Origin of the sequence: Flavobacterium sp. P21, from assembly GCF_050632225.1 — a bacterium.
GTDB lineage: Bacteria > Bacteroidota > Bacteroidia > Flavobacteriales > Flavobacteriaceae > Flavobacterium.
In genome coordinates, this window is the sequence record NZ_CP192585.1 from 4,107,871 (window position 1) to 4,131,451 (window position 23,581).

Sequence of the window (23,581 nt, forward strand, 5' to 3'; positions counted from 1 at the left end):
ATCTCTTATATGAGCTTATATGGTTAAAAAAACTACATTTTACTTTCTTTTGCCAAAGCCACTTCTAAACTTTCAAAATTTGGAAGTACTTTCGAAATAATTCCTTCTTTGTTAATGATAAAATGTGTTGGAAAAGAATTCAATTGCAATGCATTATTCATGTATTCTTTCATATCAGGAATTACAGAATAAGACAATGGTTTTCTAGCCAAGAATGTTTTTAATTGCTCTGCTGAATCTTCGGCTAAACTCATAAAAACAATATCTTTTCTGTCTTTATATTCTTCGACCAATTTGTTGACTTGAGGAAATTCTCTGATGCACGGCGTGCAATGAATGTACCAGCATTTTATCACAATAATTTTTCCTTTCATGGATTCATTCGTAACCAAATTTCCGTCTAAATCTTTAAATGAAAATTCAGGAAAAGCCGTTCCTTCCATTTTGTAGTTTTTAAAAGCATCAAAACCAATTTGGTTGATTGTTGCTTTTATGCTTGTATCTGTTTTTGGCAGGATTTTGAAAAGTTTATAAACGTAATCATTAGCTTCTGATTTCAATCTAATTGGAATAAAATTTCCGTTTGCCAGTTGATCTAAAAAGCTTCTTTTGAGATTTCTTTTGATTCAGCATCTAATGCAGTAAAATCTCTGGAAAGCATTATTTTTTTGCTTTGATAAACAGACCAATCTGTGAAAGTCTTTTGGATTTGAATGGGATCAACTTCCGGATTTCCAAATTTGTTTTGACTGAAAGAAAGAGTTGAAACTAAAAATGTAATTATAATAATGAATGATTTCTTCATGAAGTTTTATGCGATAATTGTAAAGTCAAAAGTACTGATTTCTTTTTAACCACAATGATTTGTGAGGAACGAAGCAATCTCACTAACAATTGATTCAGCAAATGCGGTTGCTTCGTTCCTCGCAAAGACATCCTTTGAGGCAAACTTTAACTAAAAAACATAAAAAAAACCTGGCAATAGAGAGTTGCCAGGTTTTATAATGTCGCCTTCGGGAGAAAACCAAATAACAAATCACCCGAATTTGAACACTATTTCGAAATAAAAATTAGATTAAAAAATAAATAACCAAACTCAATTTTAACCGTCCCAATTTTTTATTTCTAAATTTTCAACCATTTTATTCTAGTTTAAAAAGTTCATTACTTTATATGATTTTTTGTTTCCTGACTTATCTGTCACAACAACTATAAACAATTGTTTAGTTGAAAAACTTTGATTATAAAGCAATATTTCTTTGTTGTTTTGAATATTCTTATGACTTACAATAGTCTGCCCAATTGTGTTAAATACATCAACCTGAGCAATTTCTTCTACTTCATTTGTAACCGATAAAGCATCATTTTTAAAGTAAGTTACCGTATTGCCATTTTTCACTGAAATATCGCCAAGAGCTAAAGTTTTTGCCGCTGATTGTGATGCGAAATATGCCGCATAAGCATTCGATAATTCAGATGAATTTCCACAAGAAGAAGCGTCCCAGTTTACAGACCAAGTCATTAAACCTCTTAAAGAAGGATATGGTCCGCCTGGTTGCATGGTATATGTTCTTCCTGTAAAAGTGGTTCCAGTTCTTAAATAATGCATCGCATTAATTCCTTCTGTAGGCGTTAAATAACCGCTCCCTGCGGCGCTTGGACAAGCCGGCAAAGCAATAAGAACTTTTGAAGCTGGCAAACCATCAAAATGCATTCCTGTTGTAGCAATATTATATCCTTTTATTACCATATCAGTTAGAGCTGTTACCATGTTTGATTTCTTAGCTGTTCCATAATACTGGCCATCTAATCCGTTTTCTCCTCCTGTATTATATAATTGCACTGCTAACAAATCCAATTCATTACGCAAGTTTTGAATGATTGGAAGGAAAGAACCAAAAGTATCCGTATAAGTAGTATATCCTCCTTGTACATATTGAGTTTCTGGAGCGGCAGTTAATAAAAATCCAGGGCCGTAGTACGCTTTTAATTCTTTGAAAGCATCAACTACGTTTTTCAGTCTTGGATAAGCAGAAATACCCGCATAAGAAATATCTCTTAAACCTCCTGCGCTAAAATTCATAGATCCACCTTCAAAATCAATATCAACTCCATCAAATTGATACTCATCAATAATCGCTTTTAGGCCATTAACAAAAATATTTTTCTGAGTTACATTGTCCAAAACAACATGGCCATTTTGACCTCCGATAGAGACAATAACGGGAACGCCACTATCTCTTAAAGATTTGATATCATTTTTCAACAATTGCTTATTGAAAACACCATTGGTCAAATATCTATTGTCATTTGTAGTTAATATTGGCGTATAACCATCACGATTAACGGTTTCTACGAAAGAATAATCCACTACGTTAAACTTTTTCCCCACCATTTGAGAAAAATATAAAAATGGAGCAGAAGTATTTTCCCAAGAATGTGCATACCCTAAAATAATTTTAGACGGAAGCGGGATAAATCTATTAGTGCTCACTTGAGCAATTTTAATAGTATTGTTTAATGTAGTTACAGCGGCTTTATTATCAGTTGCTTTAATTACAACTGGATAATCCTGATAAGCAGATGGTGTGAAATTATACGAATAACTATTATTTGTACCTGCTGTCATATTAAATGTACCTCCATTTATGGTAATCGTAACGCCTGAAATTGATCCGTCACTATCAACTGCAGTAACCGAAATTGGCACAGCTTGAAAAGTGCTTTGAGTTACAGTAGTATTCGATGGTGAAACCCAAGTAATTGTTGGTAATGTATTTGGACAGTTTGCACCTGAACAAGTTAATGCAAAATTATATGTTTTTGAATCTGTTGTTCCGTTTGATGCAGTAGCCGTAACAGTTAATGTATGAGAAACTCCAAACTGATTTGCTACTGGTGTCCAAACCGAAGTGTACGTTCCCGAAGAATTGGTAGCGCTTATGGTTTGTCCGTCTAAACTAAATACAACCGATGAGATTGTAGTGGCATCTGTAGCGCTTAATCCAACACTTGCCACAAAATTAATCGATGATCCTAAGTTTATAGCAATCGATGAAGCTGTTGGTGCTGTAATAGCAACTACTGGTTTAGTCTCAACCACCGCTTGTCTATTAAAATTATAAATCGTTGGCGTTGTTGGAACTGCAAAATTGGCTAAGTTATTTGGATAATAAGTTACCTCACCATTTTCCCAGGTATTTAATTTCAAACTTAAAATTTGTGTATAACCTGCCACAACTGAATTATCAAAACTGTAATTTCCTGATGCATCTGTTGTTGCTAAAACACTTTTCCAGTTATGCGTGCTATCTGTCCAAGGCAAAACGATTTCGACTTTGGCACCAGAAACTGGAGTAGTTCCGTTTTTAACTGACCCACTTATTAAGTTTGTGGTCGCTGCCAATGCTGATTTTGCTGTAGAACTTGTATTAAAGTTATAAACCGTTGGGTTTGCAGGAACAGGAAAGTTTGCCAAGTTATTTGGATAATAATTTACTTCTCCGTTTTCCCAAGTATTCAGTTTCAAACTTGTAACTGTTGTATAACCTGCTATTACAGAATTATCAAAACTGTATTTTCCTTGCGAATCTGTTACAGCAATAACGCTTTTCCAATTATGCGTGCTATCTGTCCAAGGTAAAACTATTTCAACTTTAGCACCAGCAACCGGAGTTGTTCCGTTTTTAACTGTTCCGCTGATTTTATTTGTACTTACAACAACATCTTGCGTAAAGTTCAATGTTTTATTGGCATTCAAATTAGAATAAACCGTTGATGCTGGTGTAAATGTTTGTCCAGTTAAAGCCGCAGTTAAGGTATAGTTTCCGCCAGAAGGCAAACTAAGTGAATATGCACCACTTGCATTTGTTACCGCCGCATAACTTCCGCCTGAAAAGGTTGCCGTAACTGTTACACCAGAAACCGGAGTTGTGTTGTTTAAAACAGTTCCGCTTACTGTATAATTTACAATTCGTTGCTCCTTGCGCAAAATTCAATGTTTGGTTTGCACTAATTGCATTATAAACTGTTGAAGCCGGCGTGTAAGAGAATCCAGATTTTGCCGCTGTAACTGTATAATTTAATCCCGCTATTAAACCTGCAACGCTGTAAACCCCGCTTGCATTTGAAACTGCTGTTAAGGTTGTGCTTCCTGAAACTGCAGAAACTGTTACGCCAGAAACTCCTGTGCTTCCGTTAAGAACTGTTCCGCTTACTGTGTAAGTTGGTTGTGTTCCGTTAATTACAACTGCTGTTTGATTTACTGTAACATTTGTTAAAGTAACAGGAGTAAATGTATAAGTCGCTTTTGAAGCTGAAACTGTATAATTTTGTCCCGAAGTTAAACTGTTGAATGTGAAATTTCCTGTAGCAGAAACTATTGTTTGAATTACTACATTACTTGCATTTCGTAATTCAACGGTAACATCTGTAACTAAAGCCGATCCATTTTTTACAGAACCTGAAATACTTACTGTTCCCGGAACAACGCTTCCAAAAGAAGTATCAACCTGAGTTAATAATGAATTTGGAATTGAACCTCTTGTGTCTTGAGATAATTCCCAAATCATTCCTCCGGCTAAGTTTTTAGATTTTATATATTGAACTTTTAAATCCATTGATTGTTTATCTTCATAAGAAATAAACTCTTTTGTAGTCGCATTATATAAATAAGGAACTTTTGTAGTATTATCAAAATATCTTACCCATCCTGCCGCTGTTGCAGATGCAGTTACCTGCATTGTATTTGGATCTAAATAAGGATGCGAATTTGTAACCGGATTTCCGACTAAATCGCAAATTTCTATACTTCCTGAACGTTCGCACGCTCCAGAGCCATCCCAAGTTCCGATAGGATTTTGCGGATTGGTACATCCTCCAACTATATCTCTTGGAGCTGAAACGAATAACCCGTTTGTTGAGTTAGCGACAACGTGATCGAATTTTTTCCGTAAAAAGGCAATCCCATAATTAATTTATTGGCAGGAAAACCAATTACGTTTAAATATTGATTTGTTAATTCATCTAACGATTCTGACTGCGTAGCACCATACAATGGATCATTTGGATTTCCACTTGCGTATAAAGGCGCATTGTAGCATGTTTTATCATACCAGTTTCCTCCAAAATCATATCCAAAATAAGTGATATAATCGCAATATGTAGAAATATCTTCAGTCATTCCGTATTGTGATCTGTTGTTTGGGCCTAAATATTGCTTGCGCCACTTTGCGGACATTGTTTCCGGCGACGATTGTAATCAGCTTATTTGGCATTGCCTGACGCATTGCTTTCAATAAAAGCACTAAATTTTTATTATCATCAGGACTGTATTTTTGTGCAGGAACTGGCGCTCCATTCACTACTTCTGTACCATCAGTTCCGCCTGAAAGGGGATATTCCCAATCAATGTCGAAACCATCAATGAACGGATAAGTAACAATGAAATTTGCCATATCTGTCGCTAAAGCGGCTCTTGCTACCGGACTTGTCGCAATTGGCGAAAGATCTTGGCCTTTTGTCCATCCTCCAACAGAAATTAAAACTTTTAAATGAGGATACTTTTGCTTAAGTTTCATTAAGTCATAAAAGTTTCCTTTTACTGGAGCATCCCAAGGGATTCCGCCTTCCATATGCTCAAAATCAGCATAGGTATCCAAACATTTCAATTTTGTATTCTCCGGATGTGCCGGATCATACGTTGTACCATAAAAAGAATAATTTAAATGCGTCAACTTGCTTCCATCAATTTTCGGAACGTTGAAATCCCGGGCATAAATAGACCATTGCGCATAATACCCTACTACTTTTTTTCCGTGGGCTGGTTGGGCCAACGCAAGCAAGGGAAACAATAACAAAAAGAGCAATCTGTAATAATGTTTCATAATTAATAGATATTGGTTAATAGAAAATAAATAATTGGGCCAAAGCAGTTTTTACTGCTGGTTTCGCTCAACACAGGTTGGAAGGTCGCGTCGATTGGAAATAACTCAAATTAAATTCTATAGATAAATATTACTATTACTGATTTTTCATAATCATAAGCCAATAGTAGTGATTGATATTTATTTATAATTTTTAAAAAATTAATCTTAAATACAAATGATAAATTTGGGGACTAATCATCAATCTATACTCGTTTTTGTCATGTTTTATGCTATTCTCTCTATTTGGTTTTTTAAATGTTAATACTCAGTTAGTGGTTATTTTTTTATTTGAAAGGTTTAATAGTATCATTCAAGCTAAATTTTAATTACCTCTGCCAGATCGTTCTGGCAGAGACAACCAAACCTTTTTAAACAATAGAGGAAACTCAAAAAAATACTAATTCAAACCAAATTTTATATCAATTTCTTTAATCCTGCATAAACTGCCAACTCAACATCGGCGAAATCTTTTGTATTACAATCTTCAATCAATTTCTTCAAATCTTCCGCTTTCAAAGTCGATTTATTATCAAGAGACAACAAAACTTGTTCTGACGCATCGCTTAATCTTTTAGCCAAAGGAAGAATGGGTTGTATTAAAGGTGCATTTGCGCTTAATTCATTTAATCCGTTATTCAAAGCAATCCACTTTGTTAAAAATGCGGCAACTTTAGCTTTATTTTCTGGAGTTTTATTCGTTGCATATTGTGTTGTCGCTTCATTAAAACTGATTGCATCTTTAGCATCAGCCGTACATGCATCTGCAAAAAGTGTCAATGGAGAATACATTTGATATTCTGTTCCGCCCTTGTTTCTTGTATATCCTTTTAAAGGCTCGCAAACATTTGAAAATTCATTCAAAATATTGACATCTTGATTGTTTGCAATATTTCTCAGGATTACTCCTTTATTACGAATATGTGTCAGTCCAACTTCCTCCAATCTGAACGAAACAACCTCAAGACGTTTGCGCATATTTGCAACATCAACAACATTTTCTGCTGACCAAAGTCTTTCTGCAATTGCGACTGTTCTTGGCCAAACTCTTGAATCAATTGTTTCAGGAGTTACAAGTTCTGTCCACATGGTTGCTTCACCGCCTAAGATTCTTGCCTTTTCTTCAGCTGTCAAACTAGCTCCTTTTGGCATTGGATCATTCAAATAATGACTTTCAACTGGATACATCAAATCAATATAAAAGCCATTTGACAATACTGTTTTATAGCCTTTTTTCACCGCATCAACCAAAGATTGTCCAGCTACCATTCCTTCGTTTGCTCCTCTCCAAGAATGAACAATTGCTTCTTTCGAAAGATCTTTAGTTAAAATTTCTTCCCAACCCATTAATTGTTTTCCATGTTTTTTAAGCATTGGAGCCAATTGCATTGTAAAATAAGTCTGCAATTCGTGGTTTGTGGCTAAATTGTGTTTCTTTTTGAATTCTTGAATTTTTGGGTTTGCATCCCAGTCTTTTCCTTCATTCTCATCTCCCCCAATATGAAAATAAGCACCTGGGAATAATGGGCAAACCTCATCAAAAATTTCACTTAATAACTGATATGTTTTAGGGTTTGAAGGATCTAATGTTGGTGAAAAAATACCCGCATTTCTTTCAATTCCATAGGTAGCGATTGCTGTACCTTGAATATTTTTTTCGGAAGTTCCACCAGTCACCGTAATTACTTTGCTACCAATTTCTGGATAAGCAGTAAGTATTGACGAACCATGACCCGGAACATCTATTTCTGGAACGATCAAAATACCGCGCTCATCAGCATATTTTACGATATTTCTAATTTCCTCTTGTGTATAATACAATCCATCTGAAGCCTTTTCAATCAGTTTTGGATGTTTTTTCATTTCAATTCTCCATCCTTGATCATCAACCAAATGCCAGTGGAAAACATTCATTTTCATTGTCGCCAATCCATCGATATTTCTTTTAATAACATCAATTGGCTGAAAATGTCTTGAAGCATCAATCATCAATCCTCTCCATGTGAAACGAGGAAAATCAGAAATCTGCGAATTCGGAAAATAAAATGATGTATTGTTATTCTGCAACATTTGCAATAAAGTCTCAAGACCATGCAAAGCTCCTAAATCGCTTGTTGCGTTTATTGTAATCTTATTTTGTTTGATATCTAAATGATAGCTTTCATCTTCATACAAACCAATTTTCCCACTTTTAGTGCAATTGATTTGAAGTTCTGCTCGCCGGAACCTCATTTAATTTTGTAATAAAACCTTGAGAGAAAAACATACCAGTCCGTCCATCTAAACGACGCAAAAAACGAGTAACTCCTCCAAAAATTCTTGGATTTGGGTTTCCAGTAATATTTACTTTAAAGTTTTTGTTTAAAGCAAAATTGCCATCATTTAAAACAACACTTTGAGGCCAAGGCATTAAATTTAGTTGCTCTTTTTGAACTTGAGCACTAGATGTTAAACCCGCAAATAGTAAGACTAATAAATATTTCATTTTATTCTTTTTGAAAAATGTTACCACTGGGATAACAATAAATTGATAATAGAAACAAAACTCAGAGTGATTTCTATTGAACCTCACTAATCGCTATAAGATCATTCTGAATTCTGTAATTGATTTGGTTTTGAATCTAATAATCGAAGCGTTTAAAGGCTTCAATTGCTTCATATTCTGCCAAACCTAGTTCATCATATAAAATTGCTGTGTTTTTATTTCGGTCTTCTGCCCTAACCCAGAATTCTCTAGAGTCGTTCCCTTGAAACATAACTCGGTCTTTTTGAGACTGGTGGTACAAAATAGCATGACGCTTCAATAACACTTCTGATGGACTTAACGGAACTGCCATGTCAATTTCATGGATATCCCATTCGTGCCAAGCTCCTCTATAAAGCCATAACCAGCAATCATCCATATATTTTTCTGACTTTAGTTCTCCCATTGCGGCGAAAATTGCATTCAAACAAACCTCGTGTGTCCCGTGTGGATCAGCAAGATCTCCTGCCGCAAATACTTGATGCGGTTTAATTTTGGCAATAATATCTTTTACGATATCAATGTCTATTTGACCAAGCGGATTCTTTTTAACCTGCCCAGTTTCATAAAAAGGAAGATCTAAGAAATGTGTATTTTCATCTTTCAAACCAATATATCTTGTTGCTCCATAAGATTCTCTTCTTCTAATAAGCCCTTTTAATTTTCGAACTTCAAGAGAGTCTATTTGGTTTTCCGATTTATTGTTTAGAAAATCAATTACCGATTTGAAATTGATATCTGATTTGCCTTCTCCAACAAAATCACTAGCTACTTCAGCAAATTTTAGTGCTTCATCATCTGTAACGGCAATATTTCCTGAGGTTTGATACACAACATGCACATCATGACCTTGTTTTATCAATTTTGAAAAAGTTCCACCCATTGAAATCACGTCATCATCTGGATGTGGACTGAAAAGAATAACTCTTTTTTTGGCTGGATTTGCTCTTTCCGGACGAAATGAATCATCTGTATTTGGTTTTCCTCCAGGCCATCCTGTAATCGTGTGCTTGCAATACATTGAACATATTGATATTCAAATCATAAGCAGAACCTTCTTGTGCCAAAAGATCAGACATTCCGTTGTTGTTGTAATCACGGTCTGTCAATTTCAATATCGACTGTTTTGTTTTTTGGCATAACCAAACAATCGCTTTGCTTTTTAATTCTTGTGTCCAAATACATTCACCAACAAGCCAAGGTGTTTTGAAACGAGTCAATTCTGATGCGACCGACTGATCCAAAACAAAAGTAGCGTTTGGATGATTCTGCAAAAATGTAGCAGGAACCTCTGAACTAATATCACCTTGAACAGTTCTTTTAATTATATCAGCCTTGTTTTGTCCCCATGCCATCAATACAATACGTTTTGATCTCATAATGGTTGAAACTCCCATCGTGATTGCGCGTTTTGGAACGTTGTCTATACCATTAAAATCTGACGATGCATCGACTCTGGTAATATGGTCCAAAGTAATAATGCGTGTTCCCGAATTAACATGTGAACCTGGTTCATTAAAACCAACGTGACCAGTTCGTCCAATTCCTAATAACTGAAAATCAAGACCTCCAGCCTGTTTGATATTCATTTCATAATCGATACAGTATTGATTCAATTCATCAATTGCAACTGTACCATCTGGAATATTAACATTTTCAGGTTTAATATCAATATGATTAAAAAGATGCTGATGCATGAAATAATGATAGCTCTGATTGTTTTCTTTTGACATTGGATAATATTCATCCAAATTAAAAGTAATCACATTGCTAAAGCTTAATCCTTCTTCTCTGTGCATTCTCACTAGTTCCTCATATACTTTTATAGGAGAAGAACCTGTTGCCAAACCAAGTACACAAGATTTATTTTTTTCTTGCTTAGATCTGATTAACTGAGCGATTTCCTGCGCTACAATTATTGATGCTTCGGCTGAACTTTTGAAGATTTCATTATGAATTTTCTCAAATCTAGTTTCTTCAAATTTACCGGCGCTTTTATAACTGATATCAGGTTTTATTTCTAAAGCACTTTTCATTTTTTTCTTTTTTTGGTATGTACAATTTTGGTTTTTAAAATGGTATAAGTAACTCTCATTACTTATACCATTTTCAATTACTAACCAAACTTAAATTCTTTTAACCTTAAAATTTTCTTAGAAATTAGGACCTGTAGTATCCCACCAAACTCTTGTTCCTCCATTATCTGGTCCTCCTAATTTTGCAACTCCTGAAGCAACACCACCAGCGTTAGTCGCTTTCTCAGATGTAACATAATTAATTCTTCGAACACCAAATTGAGTGCTAATCGTTCCTCCACTATAATTTTTAATTACTGGGAAAAGTTTAGGATAACCTGTTCTTCTGTAGTCAGACCAAGCTTCTTGTCCCTCTGGGAAACCTGCAATCCATTTTTGAGTAATGATTTTTTGCAATTTAACTTCATTTGTTGCTGCAAGCATCCCAAGCAACTGTAACATTATTTACAGCGACTGAATTATTTTCTGGGAAATTTGGATCTGTATAAGCAATAGCAGTTTTTGTATTATCTGCAATGTAAGTGCTCGCGCCAGACGCTCCTCTTTGATCAAACGAAGCTTTAATTCCTGCTTCGTATAAATTCTGAGCAGTTCCATTCATATTCCAACCTCTCAATGCACCTTCAGCTCTTAAGAAATAAGCTTCAGCTGTAGTCATTAAAACAATTTCTTTAGATCTAACAACAGCACCTATTCCAGAAAAATCTTGGTGATCTCCTTTACCATTAATTGCAATACCTGTACGAACACCTTTGTATTGACCAGGAAATTGAGTTGAAGTATCAAAGTAAGTTGCAGTTCTAGGATCTTGATAACCTCCTAAAATAGATTCCATGTCAGCTGACATACGAATATCTAACCAAGAACCACTGATTGTAGCAATTGGGTTTGTATAAACCGGAGATACAATTTTAAATAAATCTGCATTTGTTGTAAATACTCCGAATTTTTGAGCTACTGCTTTTTCAGCTTGAGTTTTAGCCAAAGCTGGATTAATTTTAACGATACGCATTGCAAGTCTTAAACGTAAAGTATTTGCAAATTTCACCCAAGCTTTATAATCTCCACCATAAGCAGATAAATCTGTTGATGTAAAAGTTGAAGCCTCACCAGCATCTACTCTTTTTGTTAATTCAGTAACAGCAAAATCTAACTCACTAAACATTTGATTGTAAACTTCTTCTTGAGAATCGTAAGGAATTGTAGTTTCAGGCGAACCAAATTTAGAATAGATAATTGGCCCCCAAGTATCCGTAACTCTGTGCATTCCTTCAACTTTCAAAATCAATGAAAGTGCATAAAACTGATCGTATTTACCTTTTGATTTATTAGCGATATCGTATGCATTAAACATTACATATTTATAAGCATAATCCCAGTTGAAAACATTCCAACCATCCACTAATGAATAAGTAGTATTGTTAATACCTCCTGCAAATCCTGTTGGGGTTGCCATATATCCAGACCAGATATCACAACTTAATCCTTGTTGCAATTGATAAACCCATTCTGGAGTTAATACTTGTATATTGTTGAACATTGGAGCGAAACCTCCTTTAATGTTATTAAAATCTTGTTCTAACTCCTTTGGTGTAAAACCATTTGGATTAGTATTTATCTCTTCAAAATCACCTGTACAACCTACTGCGGTAAGTAATGAGATACAGATAGTCGCTTTTGCTATTTTATTTAGTTTCATTTTTTTTAAATTTAGAAAGTTACATTTAAATTAAGACCGATACTTCTAGTAGATGGTAAACCATAAATATCAACTCCTTGAAGACCTTGGCCAGTACTTAATGCAATATTTGGATCAAAAGGAGCATCTTTGTAGATAAAGAATAAGTTTCTAGCAATTAATGAAATACTTGCAGTATTGATAAAAGGTAATGTTTTAGGGTTAAAGTTATATCCGATAGAAACCTCTCTAACACTTACGTTTGTTGCTGAATAAACATATTCTCCTGTAATCCCTGCTCTACCACCAACTTGTGTATAGTAAGATTTAGCGTCCATTGATGTAACTGCTGTTCCATCAGGTTTAACTGCATTGATAGCAACACCACCTGCATTTCTAGCATCTCCAGAAGCTTTAGAAACTCCAAATGAATCATTTTGAGCTTCTGTCAAACTCATTACATCTCCACCAAAACGTCCGTCAATTAATACATTTGCGAAGAATGCACCATATTTGAATGAGTTAGAGAAACCTAACATGAAATCAGGGTTTGAATTTCCTACTTCTTCAAAATCAGTTTTTTGGAAAGTTCCATCATCATTTAATAAAATTCTTCCTTGTGCGTCTTTCTTGAAGTTAATACCTTCAATAACTCCATAAGGTCTTCCTTCGATTAAAGCATATCTATAGCTGTTTACTCCAGCCTCTGTTAAGTTAACTCTGTTTCCGATATTATCAGGAAGTTCTTTAACTACGTTTTTATTGTGAGAATAGTTAATAGATGTATCCCAAGAAAATTTATCTCCTCTGATGATTCCAGCATTCAAAACAAGCTCTAAACCTTTATTTTGTATACTTCCTGCATTAAATCCATAAAAGTCAACTCCTTCTTGATTTCCAACTGGCGCAACAACTTGTAAGTATTGGTTTTTTGTTTCTGAGTTATAATATGAAACCTCAAAACCTAATCTGTTATTAAACATTCTCCATTCAGTACCAAACTCAAATTCTGATTTTAACTCAGGTTTCAAAGTAGTTCCATTTTTTGGTCCTGCGCTAGGTTTTGGATCTGTAAAACCTGGTCTGTAGTAATATGTTGGAGTTGAAATGAAAGGATAAATATCATTACCAACTTGTGCATAAGTACCACGAACTTTACCAAAATTAATCCACTCTGGCATTGTAGCCATTTCACTGATAAGTGCAGTTACACCTACAGATGGATAAAAATAGCTTGATGTTCCTGTATTTGCTAATGTAGATGACCAGTCGTTTCTTCCTGCAAGATCTAAGAATAACATATCTTTATATCCAAAAGTTGTAGCGACAAAAACTGATTGTACTTCTCTTCTAGAATCGATTGTTTGGTAATTATTAGCATTGTTAACAAAATTAGCTAATGTAAACCAGTTAGCATAAGTTAATCCTGAACTAATTCCTGAATCTAAAATTGTTTTCTGGTTTGTCAATGTATTTGTAACACTTGTACCAATGTTTGCATTGAAACTGAAATCAGAACCGATTTTTGTATTAATTGTAGCGATTAAGTCAGCATAACGTTGTGTACTTAATGAATTCTCACTGATGTATCTACCATTAATATTTGACAGCGTACCTTGTGTTGTAGCAAATATTTTTTTATCGTATAAACTCGTGATTCTGTTATAGCTATAACGAGATGCTATTGTCAACCAGTTATTTGCTTTGTATGATAAAGACAATGCTCCGTTAAAATAATCGTTTTTGTCTTCCGATTTGTTTCTGTTGATTGCCCAATATGGATTTTGCATAATATCTCTATTTGTCATCCAATTTTGCGCCATTAAATTTCTTGTTGGATCAAAAACTTCGTAGTTTTCTTTGTATTCATTAAAGTCATTTCCTCTTGGCATTAAATAAACACCAGTAAGCGGGTTGAAGTAAAAACCATTTACAGGTTTGTTAGCAATAGTTTGCGAAGTATAATTTGCATTTGCCGCAAAAGTTAATTTGTCGTTTAAGAATTTAGCAGTTTGGCGAATACCAAAGTTGTTTTTCTTTAAACTGTTTCCAGGAATAACACCTGTTGCAGATGTATTTGCATAAGAAAAACCTGTTGAAGAACGCTCAGATCCGATAGAATAACCAACTGAAGTAATTTGAGTTGTTCCTGTACTAAAGAAATCTTTTACATAGTCGCTTGATTTTTGTTTAGCTCCCCATGATTCATCAGCACCCAGCTATGAGCAATATAATCACTTTGAAATTTAGGCAAATAAGCCGCAGTTTCGAAAGTAGTTACAGATGAAGCTGAAATGTTAGCTTTACCCTCTTTAGCTTTTTTAGAAGAAAGCAAAATAACACCATTTGCTCCTTGAGAACCATACAATACAGATGCAGTTGCACCTTTAAGAACTGTCATTCCTTCATAATCATCAGGATTTACAAGAGATACAACATCTCCTCCATCACGGTTACCTCCAGATAAACTACCAAAAGTATCGTTTGGCTGACCTGAACCTGAATTCAACATTGGGATACCATCAATAACGTATAAAGGCTGGCTGTTTGAAACAGATGAGTTACCACGAATAAGAACTTTTGTAGAACCTCCAGTACCTCCTGAACTTTTTGTTACAGCAACACCGGCAATTTTACCAGCAATTGTATTGATAACGTTAGCATCTTTTACACGTACTAACTCATCTCCTTTAAGTTCCTGAGCCGCATAAGTCAATGATTTTCTAGTTTTCTTAATACCTAAAGAAGTTACAACAACTTCACTTAAAGCATTTGAAGCTCCACTCACCATTTTTACGTTAATAGTAGTAGCATCACCAACTACTATACTTTGTGTTTCAAGACCTACATAGCTAAAAACTAATGTTTGTCCTTTTTGTGCTTCGATTGTGTACAATCCGTCAAAATCGGTAGTAGCTCCCTTTTGACTTCCCTGCACTAAAACAGATGCCCCTGGCAACGGCATTCCGTCAGAGCCTGTAATCACACCTTTAACATTTTTTACCTGAGCAAGCGAAACTTGCGCCGTAAAAACAATCATAAAGATTAAGAAAATTTTTTTCATGTTTATTTATTTTGTTAGTTATGACGTAAAATTATTCTTAAGGCATTGTTAAAAAAAATAAATTATACAAACAACTCAAAACTTTAAACAAACGACATAAAACATTCAATAATGCGTTTTGCGAAAACGTTTTCAAACTAAAATATCTCTGTATTTTAAGTAATCGACAGCATTATATTCAACATATTAGCTTATTTGATAAAAAATACAAAAATTTTACAACTGTTTAAAAAACAATAACTTAAATCAAAAAATCAGCCTAAAATCTTTTTCAAGATCTTTGCTTTAACAAAATTTTAAGTTTTGTACTGTTTTTTTTTATTTTACAGATTATCCAAAAAAATAGTGTTGCGTGTAGATTTAGTTATTACAAAGACTTGTAGTTTTAATTTTTAAACTACTGAACTTTTTATGAATAACATCTAATAAAGAATATTCGCGAAAAGAATCTTGAGAAAGTTCCCAAATCATAATTCCGCCCGTATTTTGAGCCGCATATTCTACTTTTTTCAGAATAGTTGGTCTTCCATTATAATATATCTTTCCTAATTCATCAAGATCTGCAAATTGTTTTCCTGCCTCAACAATTTGGCCGTAAGTAGAACTTGTAACATTAGAATAGGTGAAATTATAGCCATAAAAAGGCACGCCAAGTGTCAACTTTTCGTTGGGAACATTTTGTTCCTTGTGCCAAAATTCAATTCCGCTTTTAGCAAAATCAAAAGAACTGTGCTGACCAGGATTATTTGGTGTCCAAGGTCCAGTGCTGTTATAAGCCATAATATTTAAAAAATCGAATGCATTTAAAGCCGCATTGCTGATGTTTTCAAAACGAGTATTATTTGGCAATGCGGCTGTCATTAATTTTTTATGTTCCGCAAGGTTTTTTTCAATTCTATAACAAATCCGCTATAGCCTGTTGTTACTGCATCCCATTCGAGATCAACATCAACGCCATCTAAATTATGGAGTTCTACAAAATTTATTATATTTTGAATTAAAGCTGGCCTGTTTTCTGGCTTATCAATTAACCGAGACCAATTTGAAGTCTGTTCTGCTGAAATGACGCCTCCTCCTAAAGAAATACTAACAATAATATTAGGATTAACAGATTTAGCATATTTAATAAGAGCATCAATATCACCTGAAAAAATGATATTTCCGTCTCTATCAGGATTTGCAAAGGCAACATTTAGATGTGTTAATTTGCAAAACTGAATTGAAGTCATTTTATTAATGTTATCTGAAGATAAATAACCAACAACTCTAGCTGTTTTTGGTTGTTTATCATCATCTGATTCCTTTTGAGAAGTACAGCCATAAACTGATGCTAGCGAAATTATAAAGAAAAGAATGCCTAATAAGGCTTTATTATTGATCATAATTTTTAATTTAAACAGATTGTTTTTAATTTTAATTAGATTGAAATAATACCTTATTAGGCATAACTCTATTTTGAGATCTTAACTTAGTTTACATCCCACCAAACTTTGTTTGTCCATTCATTTTTGCCACCCATTCTAGCCACAGCTTCTTGGAAATTCACACCATTTTTCTGCGCTTCGTCATTTGGATAATACAAACGCGTTGGCACAACGCCACCGGTTTCTGAATCTGGATTTGTTATTGGTAATAATTTAGGGAATCCAGTTCTTCTCCAGTTTGAATACGCTTCAATACTATTCAACAAATAAGTCACCCAAAGCTGTGTTGCAATTTGCTCCTTCTCTTTTCCTGCAACTAAAGGCTTATTAGTTAAGTAAGTATCTATCGCGACTTGAGTTGGCAAAGTAGCACCGTACATTGCTAGATGTCTAATACCAGCCTCAACTCCTTTTTTATAATAATCAGAAGCGACACCTGTAACCCAACCTCTATACGCGGCTTCGGCTAATAATAACTGTGATTCTGAATAACTAACATGCAAAAAAGGAGTTGTTTTTAATTTTAGATAAGGCTGAATTCCTGAAATTGCATTAGATCCACCTGGCATTTCCCACTGAAAAACTCCTGGCGTGTTACCAACATAAAGCTCTTCGCCTGGACCTGGAGGCCCCCAATTTGAACTTCCAGTTTTAGGAGTAGCAAGCATTGTCAATCTTGGATCGCCATTGTTTCTTAAAAAATCAATCATTAATGAACTAAAGTGATCTCCGTTTTCATTCCCAATAAAAGCATATGAAAGTCCGTTTCCTCTAAAATCAAGTGCACCTGGTGTATCATTAAAAGGGTAATCCAAACATTTCATGAAACAGTTATCGGCATTGCTTTGGAAAACACCATTTGCAAACGCCGCTTTTGCTTGTTTTTCAGCTTCCGCAGGACTTACTTCTGAAATCCTCATTGCCAAACGCAAACGCATTGTATTCGCTAATTTTTTCCATTTTGAAACATCACCATTATAAAATTGGTCGCCTTTTATTGCACCTCCACCATCATTCAACTGTACAAATGCTTCTTCTAATTGTTTAAAAAAGGCATTATAAATATCTTGTTGCTTATCATATTTAGGCGTAACTATTCCTTTAGAGAAACCCAAACCGGCTTCTGAATAAGGACAATCACCATAAAGATCCGTCACACGCCGCATAATCATTACTCTCATAATTTTTGCTACAGCATTCATATTTACTAAAGTTGGATCACCAGAGGTTTTCTCAATAATATCTACAACTCCTTTTAATTCATTGGCGTAACCATTTCTCCATAAAGCAGTAGCATAATCATCATTTTTCTTGAATTTGCTTCCAAACTCCGTTACGTTCCATGCACCTGCATAATGCTGTACAAATCCTCCTGAATAAATCAAGTTGGCTCTCCATTGGTAATAACCGTCACCAGACATACACAATTGCGCAAACGTAAGTTGTCCTGCAGGATTTGCAGATAACGCCACCGGATCTTTTTCCAGTTCGTCAAAATTTTCTGTACAGCCAACCAGCGTAAATATTGCCAATAAAGCTATTATTTGTTTAAATTTCATAATTTCTTTTTTAGAATGTAACTTTAAGATTAAAACCATACGATCTTCTGAATGGCAATGAACCATATTCAAAACCTTGTCCATTTCCTGAAGTGTACATCGACTCTGGATCAATGTTTGGCAAGTCTTTATTGAAAGTGAATAAATTTCTTGCGAAAGCCGAAACATAAATTGAGTTGATTTTTGCTCCGCCAAATACACTTTTTGGAATTTGGTAACCTAAACTTACCTCTCTTAATTTCACATAGGAAGCATCATAAATAAATGGCGCTGGTGTGTTGTTGAAAACTGAGTTCCAGTAATCTTGCGGATTTACAGGAGTTGTATTTTTCACATAAACAGGATTAGCTTCTGTTCCAGTATTTACTACCCCGTTTGCAACATAACCTGCTGTAGGAATCCAAGTTGCTTGGCTAAAGTTAGGATCATTTGCAACTGCTTGTGCTCTTGCCGCATTATAAGCATCTCTACCTTCTGTAGTAACATCAAGAAGTCCTTTTTGTGCCGCAAGTGAGTTTGTCATAGAATAAACATCCATTCCAAATTTCATATCAATTAAAAATTGAAACGTAAATCCTTTATAAGAAAAACGGTTTGTCAAACCTGTCGCCCAGTCTGGAAGTCCTTTTCCTAAAGCAACTTTAGTATCTGTGTAAACCGGAAGGCCATTTGCTCCTATTATATTTTCTCCAGAAGGCGTTTTTTGGAAATCTTTACCAATAATAGTTCCGTATTGACCTCCAACTTGCGCAACAATCGCAACACCAGCCCAACGAGCTTCAGAAATAGTATAAGTGTCAATATCAGGATGCAAAGAAATAATTGAATTTTTGTTTTTAGAAAAGTTCAAATCAATTCCCCACTCAAAATCTTTAGTTTTGATTGGCGTTCCTGATAAGAAAATCTCGATACCTTCGTTACGAAGTTTACCAGCATTTACAGAAATGTACTCATAACCAGAAGTCGCAGAAGAAGGCAAATCAATTGTTTGATCTGAAGTATCCTCACGGTAAACTGTAATATCAGCTTTTAATCTGTTTTTGAAGAAAGCTGTTTCAAGTCCAAACTCAATTCCAGTTTTAGATTGATACGTCAAATTAGGATTTGGTGCCGAAGTATTTTTAATGTTTACAACACTACCTCCGTTATAAGCAGAATATGTAGTATAATTTAAAGCATTTTTATAAGCCCCTGGCGCATTTGAAACCTGTGCCCAAGATGCTCTGAATTTTCCGTAAGAGAAAGCATCACTCTTAATATCAAACGCATCAGAGAAAACAAAACCTAACGAAGTCGCTGGATAAAAAGCATCTTTATTGATTACGCTGAACCAGTCATTTCTTCCTGTAAACTCAGCATACAAATATCCTTTGTAATCAAACTTAGCAGAGCCGTAAATTGAATTTGTTCTTGTTTTAGTGTCTTGTGGCGCATTTTCTGTTTGATTAGAGAAATTGCTGATATATTCTGTACCCGGCTCAATAATATTTGTTCCGAATCTAGAATTTTGCTGTCTTCTGAAATCTCTTCTTCCTGTTCCTAAAATTCCAGAAAGCGTTAAATCTGTAGCTAATTTTATGTTGCTGAACGTCGCAATAAAGTCAGTATTTTGTTCAGAAACTGTAATATTTTCTAATCCAAGATAACCTAAATCTCTTCCTGGCCAAGTACTTCCTTTAGCCATAAAATCTTTAGAATTAAAATTATAAGTATCCAAACCTGTTCTGAATGTTAATGCTAACCAATTTTTAACCTGATAAGTTCCTGTAACATTACCAATAAAACGGTTTTTTACAGTAGCATTATGATTTTCGTTTACAACCCAATACGGATTCAACAAATACACATTGTTATTCCACTGATACATTGAACCATCTACAGGATTTACAGAATTTTTAAGCCAAGCCTGATCAATATTTGGTGCTAAACCGCTTAATGAATATCCAACGTTATTTGGTGAATCTCCCAAACCTGGTCTGTTGTTGGTATTTTCAGCAATGTAATTTACATTGGCATCCAAAGTAAATTTATCCGATTTAATAGTACCATTCAAAGTCGCGTTGTTTCTTTCTAAACCTGACTCTGGAATCACGTCGTCATTTTTAAGACTATTGAATCCAAAACGAACAAATGCATTATCACTTCCTGCTGAAAGCGCAATTCCATTTGATGTTGTAACTCCCGTTTTAAAGAAATCTTGAATATTGTTATCTACTTTAGCATAAGGTCGCATTGAACCATCAAATATTTTAACCTGTTGTCCTACTGTTTCAGAGAATTTAGGTCCCCAAGCGTTTGTAGTATATCCGTAAATTTCGGTAGGAGCTTTATTTGGATCTGGCAAAATTCCGTTTGAACCAGTACCATATTCCGTTTGATAGTCACTGTATTTAGCATTTACTCGGTCAAAGCTCACACCACTTGTTAATTCAACTTGTAATTTTCCTTTGCTACCTTTTTTAGTAGTAATTAAAATTACCCCATTTAAAGCCCTAGAACCGTAAAGTGCCGCCGCCGCCGCACCTTTAAGAACTGTCAAGCTCTCAAGATCATTTGGATTGATACTCGAGAATACCGTCTCCACTATCTCTCCCATCAAACCATTTACTTGTAGCCGCTTGATCATTATTCAAACCAGAGTTATCAATTGGAACACCATCAACAACATAAAGTGGCTGATTACTCTCACCTATGCTTGATATACCTCTAATAATAACTCTCGTGCTTCCTCCCACACCTGTTGCTGGAATAGATACATCAACACCGGCTACTTTACCTGAAAGCGCTGTAGCAACGTTTGTTGTAATTACTTTGTTTAATTGTTCTCCTTTGACATCCTGAACTGCATAACCCAATTCTTTCTTTTGTCTCTTGATCCCTAATGCAGTTACAACTACCTCATTTAAATTTTGTGCATCAGGAGTAAGTACAACGTTGATTGTAGTAGCTCCTGCAACAGTAACACTTTTAGTTTTAATTCCGATATACGAAAACACAAGAACATCTCCTGTAGATGCCTGAATCGTATAGACTCCGTCAAAATCCGATTGAGTTACGGTTTTTTTACCTTGAACTAATACAGTTACTCCTGGCAACGGCAATCCGCTCTCATCGCTTACCAAACCTTTGATAGTTTTCGCCTGTGCATTCGCAAACTGCGAGGCGAGAAAAATCACAAAGATTAATACAAATTGTTTCATTTTTTCATGGTTTTTTTTAGTTATGCGCTAAATTTATTGTTAATTTTAACATAAATAAAACAATTTATACAAACAGCAAAAAACCTTAAACAAACAACACAAATCATTCAACATTATGTTTTACGAAAACGTTATCTCGTTGAAATTAAGCATCATTTAACTTTTTTTACGTTTTTTTATTCAAAAGAATTGCGTTTTAACTACTAATTGTTTAAAGTTGCACTATAATTAAAATTTGCACAAAAAGCTAACCCAAGTAAAGTTGAAGGAAATTCAAAAACTAAAGTTCAATATCAAGATTCAAAATCATATCTGGTTTTGGAGCATTTATTTTACTTTAAATTTTTTAAGATGGGGAGCATACTTTAATGATTATCCTTATGCTTTCAAATCAAATTCGATTGAATTTGCATTAGTCATTCCTTTAGTATATTTCAATCTCTTTGTTTTAGTACCGCGATTTGTCTTAAAACAAAAATACATCCTATATACTTTTTTGCTTCTGCTGAGTTTATTTGCAATGTATTTATGCAAAACTGCACTTACCTATTATATAATATCCGAAAATATTTGGCCAGAAGCTAATCGCGAATATCATCCATTTGAACTGAATCACATTGTTGCTGTTTGTATTGGAGAATTGTATGTTCTGGCAATGGCATCGTCTGTATATTTGACTTTAACCTGGCTCCGAGAACGTGAACGAAACAGATCTTTAAGAGAAAATCAATTCAAGATCAAATTAAAATATCTTGAAAATCAAATACAACCGCATTTCTTCTTCAATACGCTGAATAATTTATACGCATTGTCTCTAGAATCTTCAGATAAAGTTCCAGATGTGATCATCAAATTATCCAACTTGATGGAATATGTTTTATATGATGTCAAAGGAACCAAGTTTGTACCTTTAATTAAAGAGATCGACTACATCCAAAATTACATCGAAATCGAAAAGCTCCGATTTGAAAATGTAGAAGTTACCATTAATCTGGAATCAAATATTGAAGATGTTGTGGTGCCTCCGCTAATTTTCATATCATTAGTTGAAAACGCTTTTAAACACGGTGCTTTAAACAATCCAAACCTTAAAATCAAGATAAATTGTAAAGTTACCGACAACAAATTGTTAGATTTTGAAATCCTAAATAATTTTGTAATTTCACAAAATCTTAATCCAAAAGGAGGAATTGGATTAATCAATACCAAAAAGAGATTGAAATTAATTTACAAGAATAATTTCAGCTTAAAACAGGCTACAAAACTGAACTACTATATAATACGTTTGCAAATACCTATTCGTAATGAAGATTAAATGCGTTTTGATCGACGATGAACCATTAGCTATCAAAGTTCTGCAAAATTATTTTACTAATTTTCCAGATTTTGAAGTTGTTGCTACATTCAATAATTCTCTGGAGGCACTTGATTTTTTAAACAGTACACCTGTTGATGCTGTTTTTTTAGATATCAATATGCCAATGATGACGGGATTTGAATTGATTAGCCTCATCGAAAACAAAACCAAAGTCATTATTACAACCGCTTTTAGGGAATTTGTTGCTGAGAGTTATGATCTTGATGTTTTGGATTATTTAGTAAAACCAATTCCGTTGCCAAGATTCATAAAATGTATCAACAAAATCACTACCGAATACAATCTTAAAAACAATATTAAAGTTGAAGCCACAAAAGGCGATTCTCATATTTTCATCAAAGTCGATAAAAAGATGATGAAAATTAATATTGAAGAAATTCTTTTTGTTGAAGGAATGAAGGAATATATAAAAGTAGTCACTCCAGACAAAACCTATATTACGCATAAATCTCTAACATCTTTATCAGAAGAATTGCCCGCTGATCGCTTTTTACGCATACATAAATCGTACGTAATTGCACTAAATAAGGTAAAATCGATCGAAGGAAACCGCATTCAAATACAATCTTACACTATTCCTATTGGCAGAAACTACAGTAAGGACGTAAAAAACAAAATTCTGGAATAAATCTCATTACATTTTTTATTTGCTAACTAAGTTAAAACTAACACATTGTTGAAAAAATGATGTTGTTTGTTTAAATTTAACATTATTTGTGCCTTTTTATTTTTTTTGCTATTCGTAACAAATATATTTACGGTCTTCAAAAAACACTATAATAAAAAATTAACCT

Annotated in this window: 13 protein-coding genes and 3 pseudogenes; 2 read left to right on the plus strand and 14 right to left on the minus strand. The window is 34.3% G+C overall.

Annotated features, from left to right (window positions below; translation table 11 throughout):
* Window positions 1-32 precede the first annotated feature (32 nt).
* The 14 genes and pseudogenes from ACQ9BO_RS20615 to ACQ9BO_RS20680 all read right to left on the minus strand — a co-directional run bounded on the left by ACQ9BO_RS20615 (window position 33) and on the right by ACQ9BO_RS20680 (window position 21,409).
* The gene (locus tag ACQ9BO_RS20615) at window positions 33-560 is read right to left on the minus strand and encodes a TlpA family protein disulfide reductase (RefSeq protein WP_431242271.1); all 528 of its coding nucleotides are present in this window, start codon (window positions 558-560) and stop codon (window positions 33-35) included.
* A gap of 35 nt (window positions 561-595) precedes the next feature.
* Entirely contained in the window at window positions 596-805 is a 210-nt protein-coding gene (locus ACQ9BO_RS20620) for a hypothetical protein (protein WP_431242272.1), read from the minus strand.
* 342 nt (window positions 806-1,147) lie between these two features.
* Window positions 1,148-5,885 (minus strand): annotated as a pseudogene (gene chiA, locus ACQ9BO_RS20625) (T9SS-translocated chitinase ChiA).
* Between the two features lie 456 nt (window positions 5,886-6,341).
* Window positions 6,342-8,099, minus strand: a complete 1,758-nt coding sequence (locus ACQ9BO_RS20630) for a beta-N-acetylhexosaminidase (RefSeq protein WP_431242273.1) — start codon at window positions 8,097-8,099, stop codon at window positions 6,342-6,344.
* A 16-nt stretch (window positions 8,100-8,115) separates the two neighbouring features.
* A complete protein-coding gene (locus ACQ9BO_RS20635; protein ID WP_431242274.1) occupies window positions 8,116-8,409 on the minus strand; it encodes a hypothetical protein in 294 nt (97 codons plus the stop codon).
* Between the two features lie 136 nt (window positions 8,410-8,545).
* A pseudogene (gene nagB, locus ACQ9BO_RS20640) lies at window positions 8,546-10,484 on the minus strand (glucosamine-6-phosphate deaminase).
* Between the two features lie 117 nt (window positions 10,485-10,601).
* Window positions 10,602-10,907 carry a SusD/RagB family nutrient-binding outer membrane lipoprotein gene (locus ACQ9BO_RS20645; RefSeq protein WP_431242275.1) on the minus strand — a complete coding sequence of 102 codons (306 nt, stop codon included), beginning with the start codon at window positions 10,905-10,907 and terminating at the stop codon, window positions 10,602-10,604.
* Window positions 10,888-12,183, minus strand: coding sequence for a SusD/RagB family nutrient-binding outer membrane lipoprotein (locus ACQ9BO_RS20650; RefSeq protein ID WP_431242276.1), 1,296 nt, complete (start codon window positions 12,181-12,183; stop codon window positions 10,888-10,890). Before ACQ9BO_RS20650 ends, ACQ9BO_RS20645 begins: the two co-directional genes overlap by 20 nt.
* An 11-nt stretch (window positions 12,184-12,194) precedes the next feature.
* On the minus strand, window positions 12,195-14,054 hold the full coding sequence (locus tag ACQ9BO_RS20655) for a TonB-dependent receptor domain-containing protein (protein WP_431242277.1): 1,860 nt from the start codon (window positions 14,052-14,054) through the stop codon (window positions 12,195-12,197).
* A gap of 275 nt (window positions 14,055-14,329) precedes the next feature.
* Window positions 14,330-15,226, minus strand: a complete 897-nt coding sequence (locus ACQ9BO_RS20660) for a carboxypeptidase-like regulatory domain-containing protein (RefSeq protein WP_431242278.1) — start codon at window positions 15,224-15,226, stop codon at window positions 14,330-14,332.
* Between the two features lie 360 nt (window positions 15,227-15,586).
* Window positions 15,587-16,608 (minus strand): annotated as a pseudogene (locus ACQ9BO_RS20665) (glycosyl hydrolase family 18 protein).
* An 86-nt stretch (window positions 16,609-16,694) separates the two neighbouring features.
* The gene (locus ACQ9BO_RS20670) at window positions 16,695-18,209 is read right to left on the minus strand and encodes a SusD/RagB family nutrient-binding outer membrane lipoprotein (protein ID WP_431242279.1); all 1,515 of its coding nucleotides are present in this window, start codon (window positions 18,207-18,209) and stop codon (window positions 16,695-16,697) included.
* A 10-nt stretch (window positions 18,210-18,219) separates the two neighbouring features.
* Window positions 18,220-20,805: a SusC/RagA family TonB-linked outer membrane protein gene (locus ACQ9BO_RS20675; RefSeq protein WP_431242280.1), complete on the minus strand. Its 2,586-nt coding sequence runs from the start codon at window positions 20,803-20,805 to the stop codon at window positions 18,220-18,222.
* Window positions 20,759-21,409, minus strand: coding sequence for a carboxypeptidase-like regulatory domain-containing protein (locus ACQ9BO_RS20680; protein ID WP_431242281.1), 651 nt, complete (start codon window positions 21,407-21,409; stop codon window positions 20,759-20,761). Before ACQ9BO_RS20680 ends, ACQ9BO_RS20675 begins: the two co-directional genes overlap by 47 nt.
* Before the next feature lie 262 nt (window positions 21,410-21,671).
* Here ACQ9BO_RS20680 and ACQ9BO_RS20685 point away from each other — a divergent pair, with 262 nt between their 5' ends.
* Together ACQ9BO_RS20685 and ACQ9BO_RS20690 are read left to right on the plus strand one after the other, a co-directional pair.
* A complete protein-coding gene (locus ACQ9BO_RS20685) occupies window positions 21,672-22,724 on the plus strand; it encodes a sensor histidine kinase (RefSeq protein WP_431242282.1) in 1,053 nt (350 codons plus the stop codon).
* Window positions 22,714-23,415, plus strand: a complete 702-nt coding sequence (locus ACQ9BO_RS20690) for a LytR/AlgR family response regulator transcription factor (RefSeq protein WP_431242283.1) — start codon at window positions 22,714-22,716, stop codon at window positions 23,413-23,415. Before ACQ9BO_RS20685 ends, ACQ9BO_RS20690 begins: the two co-directional genes overlap by 11 nt.
* Window positions 23,416-23,581: the final 166 nt, after the last annotated feature.

Coding starts and splice junctions, on each gene's coding strand:
- ACQ9BO_RS20620 (WP_431242272.1), bottom strand. CDS start 805: ATGAAGAAATCATTCATTATTATAATTACATTTTTAGTTTCAACTCTT.
- ACQ9BO_RS20635 (WP_431242274.1), bottom strand. CDS start 8,409: ATGAAATATTTATTAGTCTTACTATTTGCGGGTTTAACATCTAGTGCT.
- ACQ9BO_RS20645 (WP_431242275.1), bottom strand. CDS start 10,907: ATGCTTGCAGCAACAAATGAAGTTAAATTGCAAAAAATCATTACTCAA.
- ACQ9BO_RS20650 (WP_431242276.1), bottom strand. CDS start 12,183: ATGAAACTAAATAAAATAGCAAAAGCGACTATCTGTATCTCATTACTT.
- ACQ9BO_RS20655 (WP_431242277.1), bottom strand. CDS start 14,054: ATGCCAAGAGGAAATGACTTTAATGAATACAAAGAAAACTACGAAGTT.
- ACQ9BO_RS20660 (WP_431242278.1), bottom strand. CDS start 15,226: ATGAAAAAAATTTTCTTAATCTTTATGATTGTTTTTACGGCGCAAGTT.
- ACQ9BO_RS20670 (WP_431242279.1), bottom strand. CDS start 18,209: ATGAAATTTAAACAAATAATAGCTTTATTGGCAATATTTACGCTGGTT.
- ACQ9BO_RS20675 (WP_431242280.1), bottom strand. CDS start 20,805: ATGGGAGAGATAGTGGAGACGGTATTCTCGAGTATCAATCCAAATGAT.
- ACQ9BO_RS20680 (WP_431242281.1), bottom strand. CDS start 21,409: ATGAAACAATTTGTATTAATCTTTGTGATTTTTCTCGCCTCGCAGTTT.
- ACQ9BO_RS20690 (WP_431242283.1), top strand. CDS start 22,714: ATGAAGATTAAATGCGTTTTGATCGACGATGAACCATTAGCTATCAAA.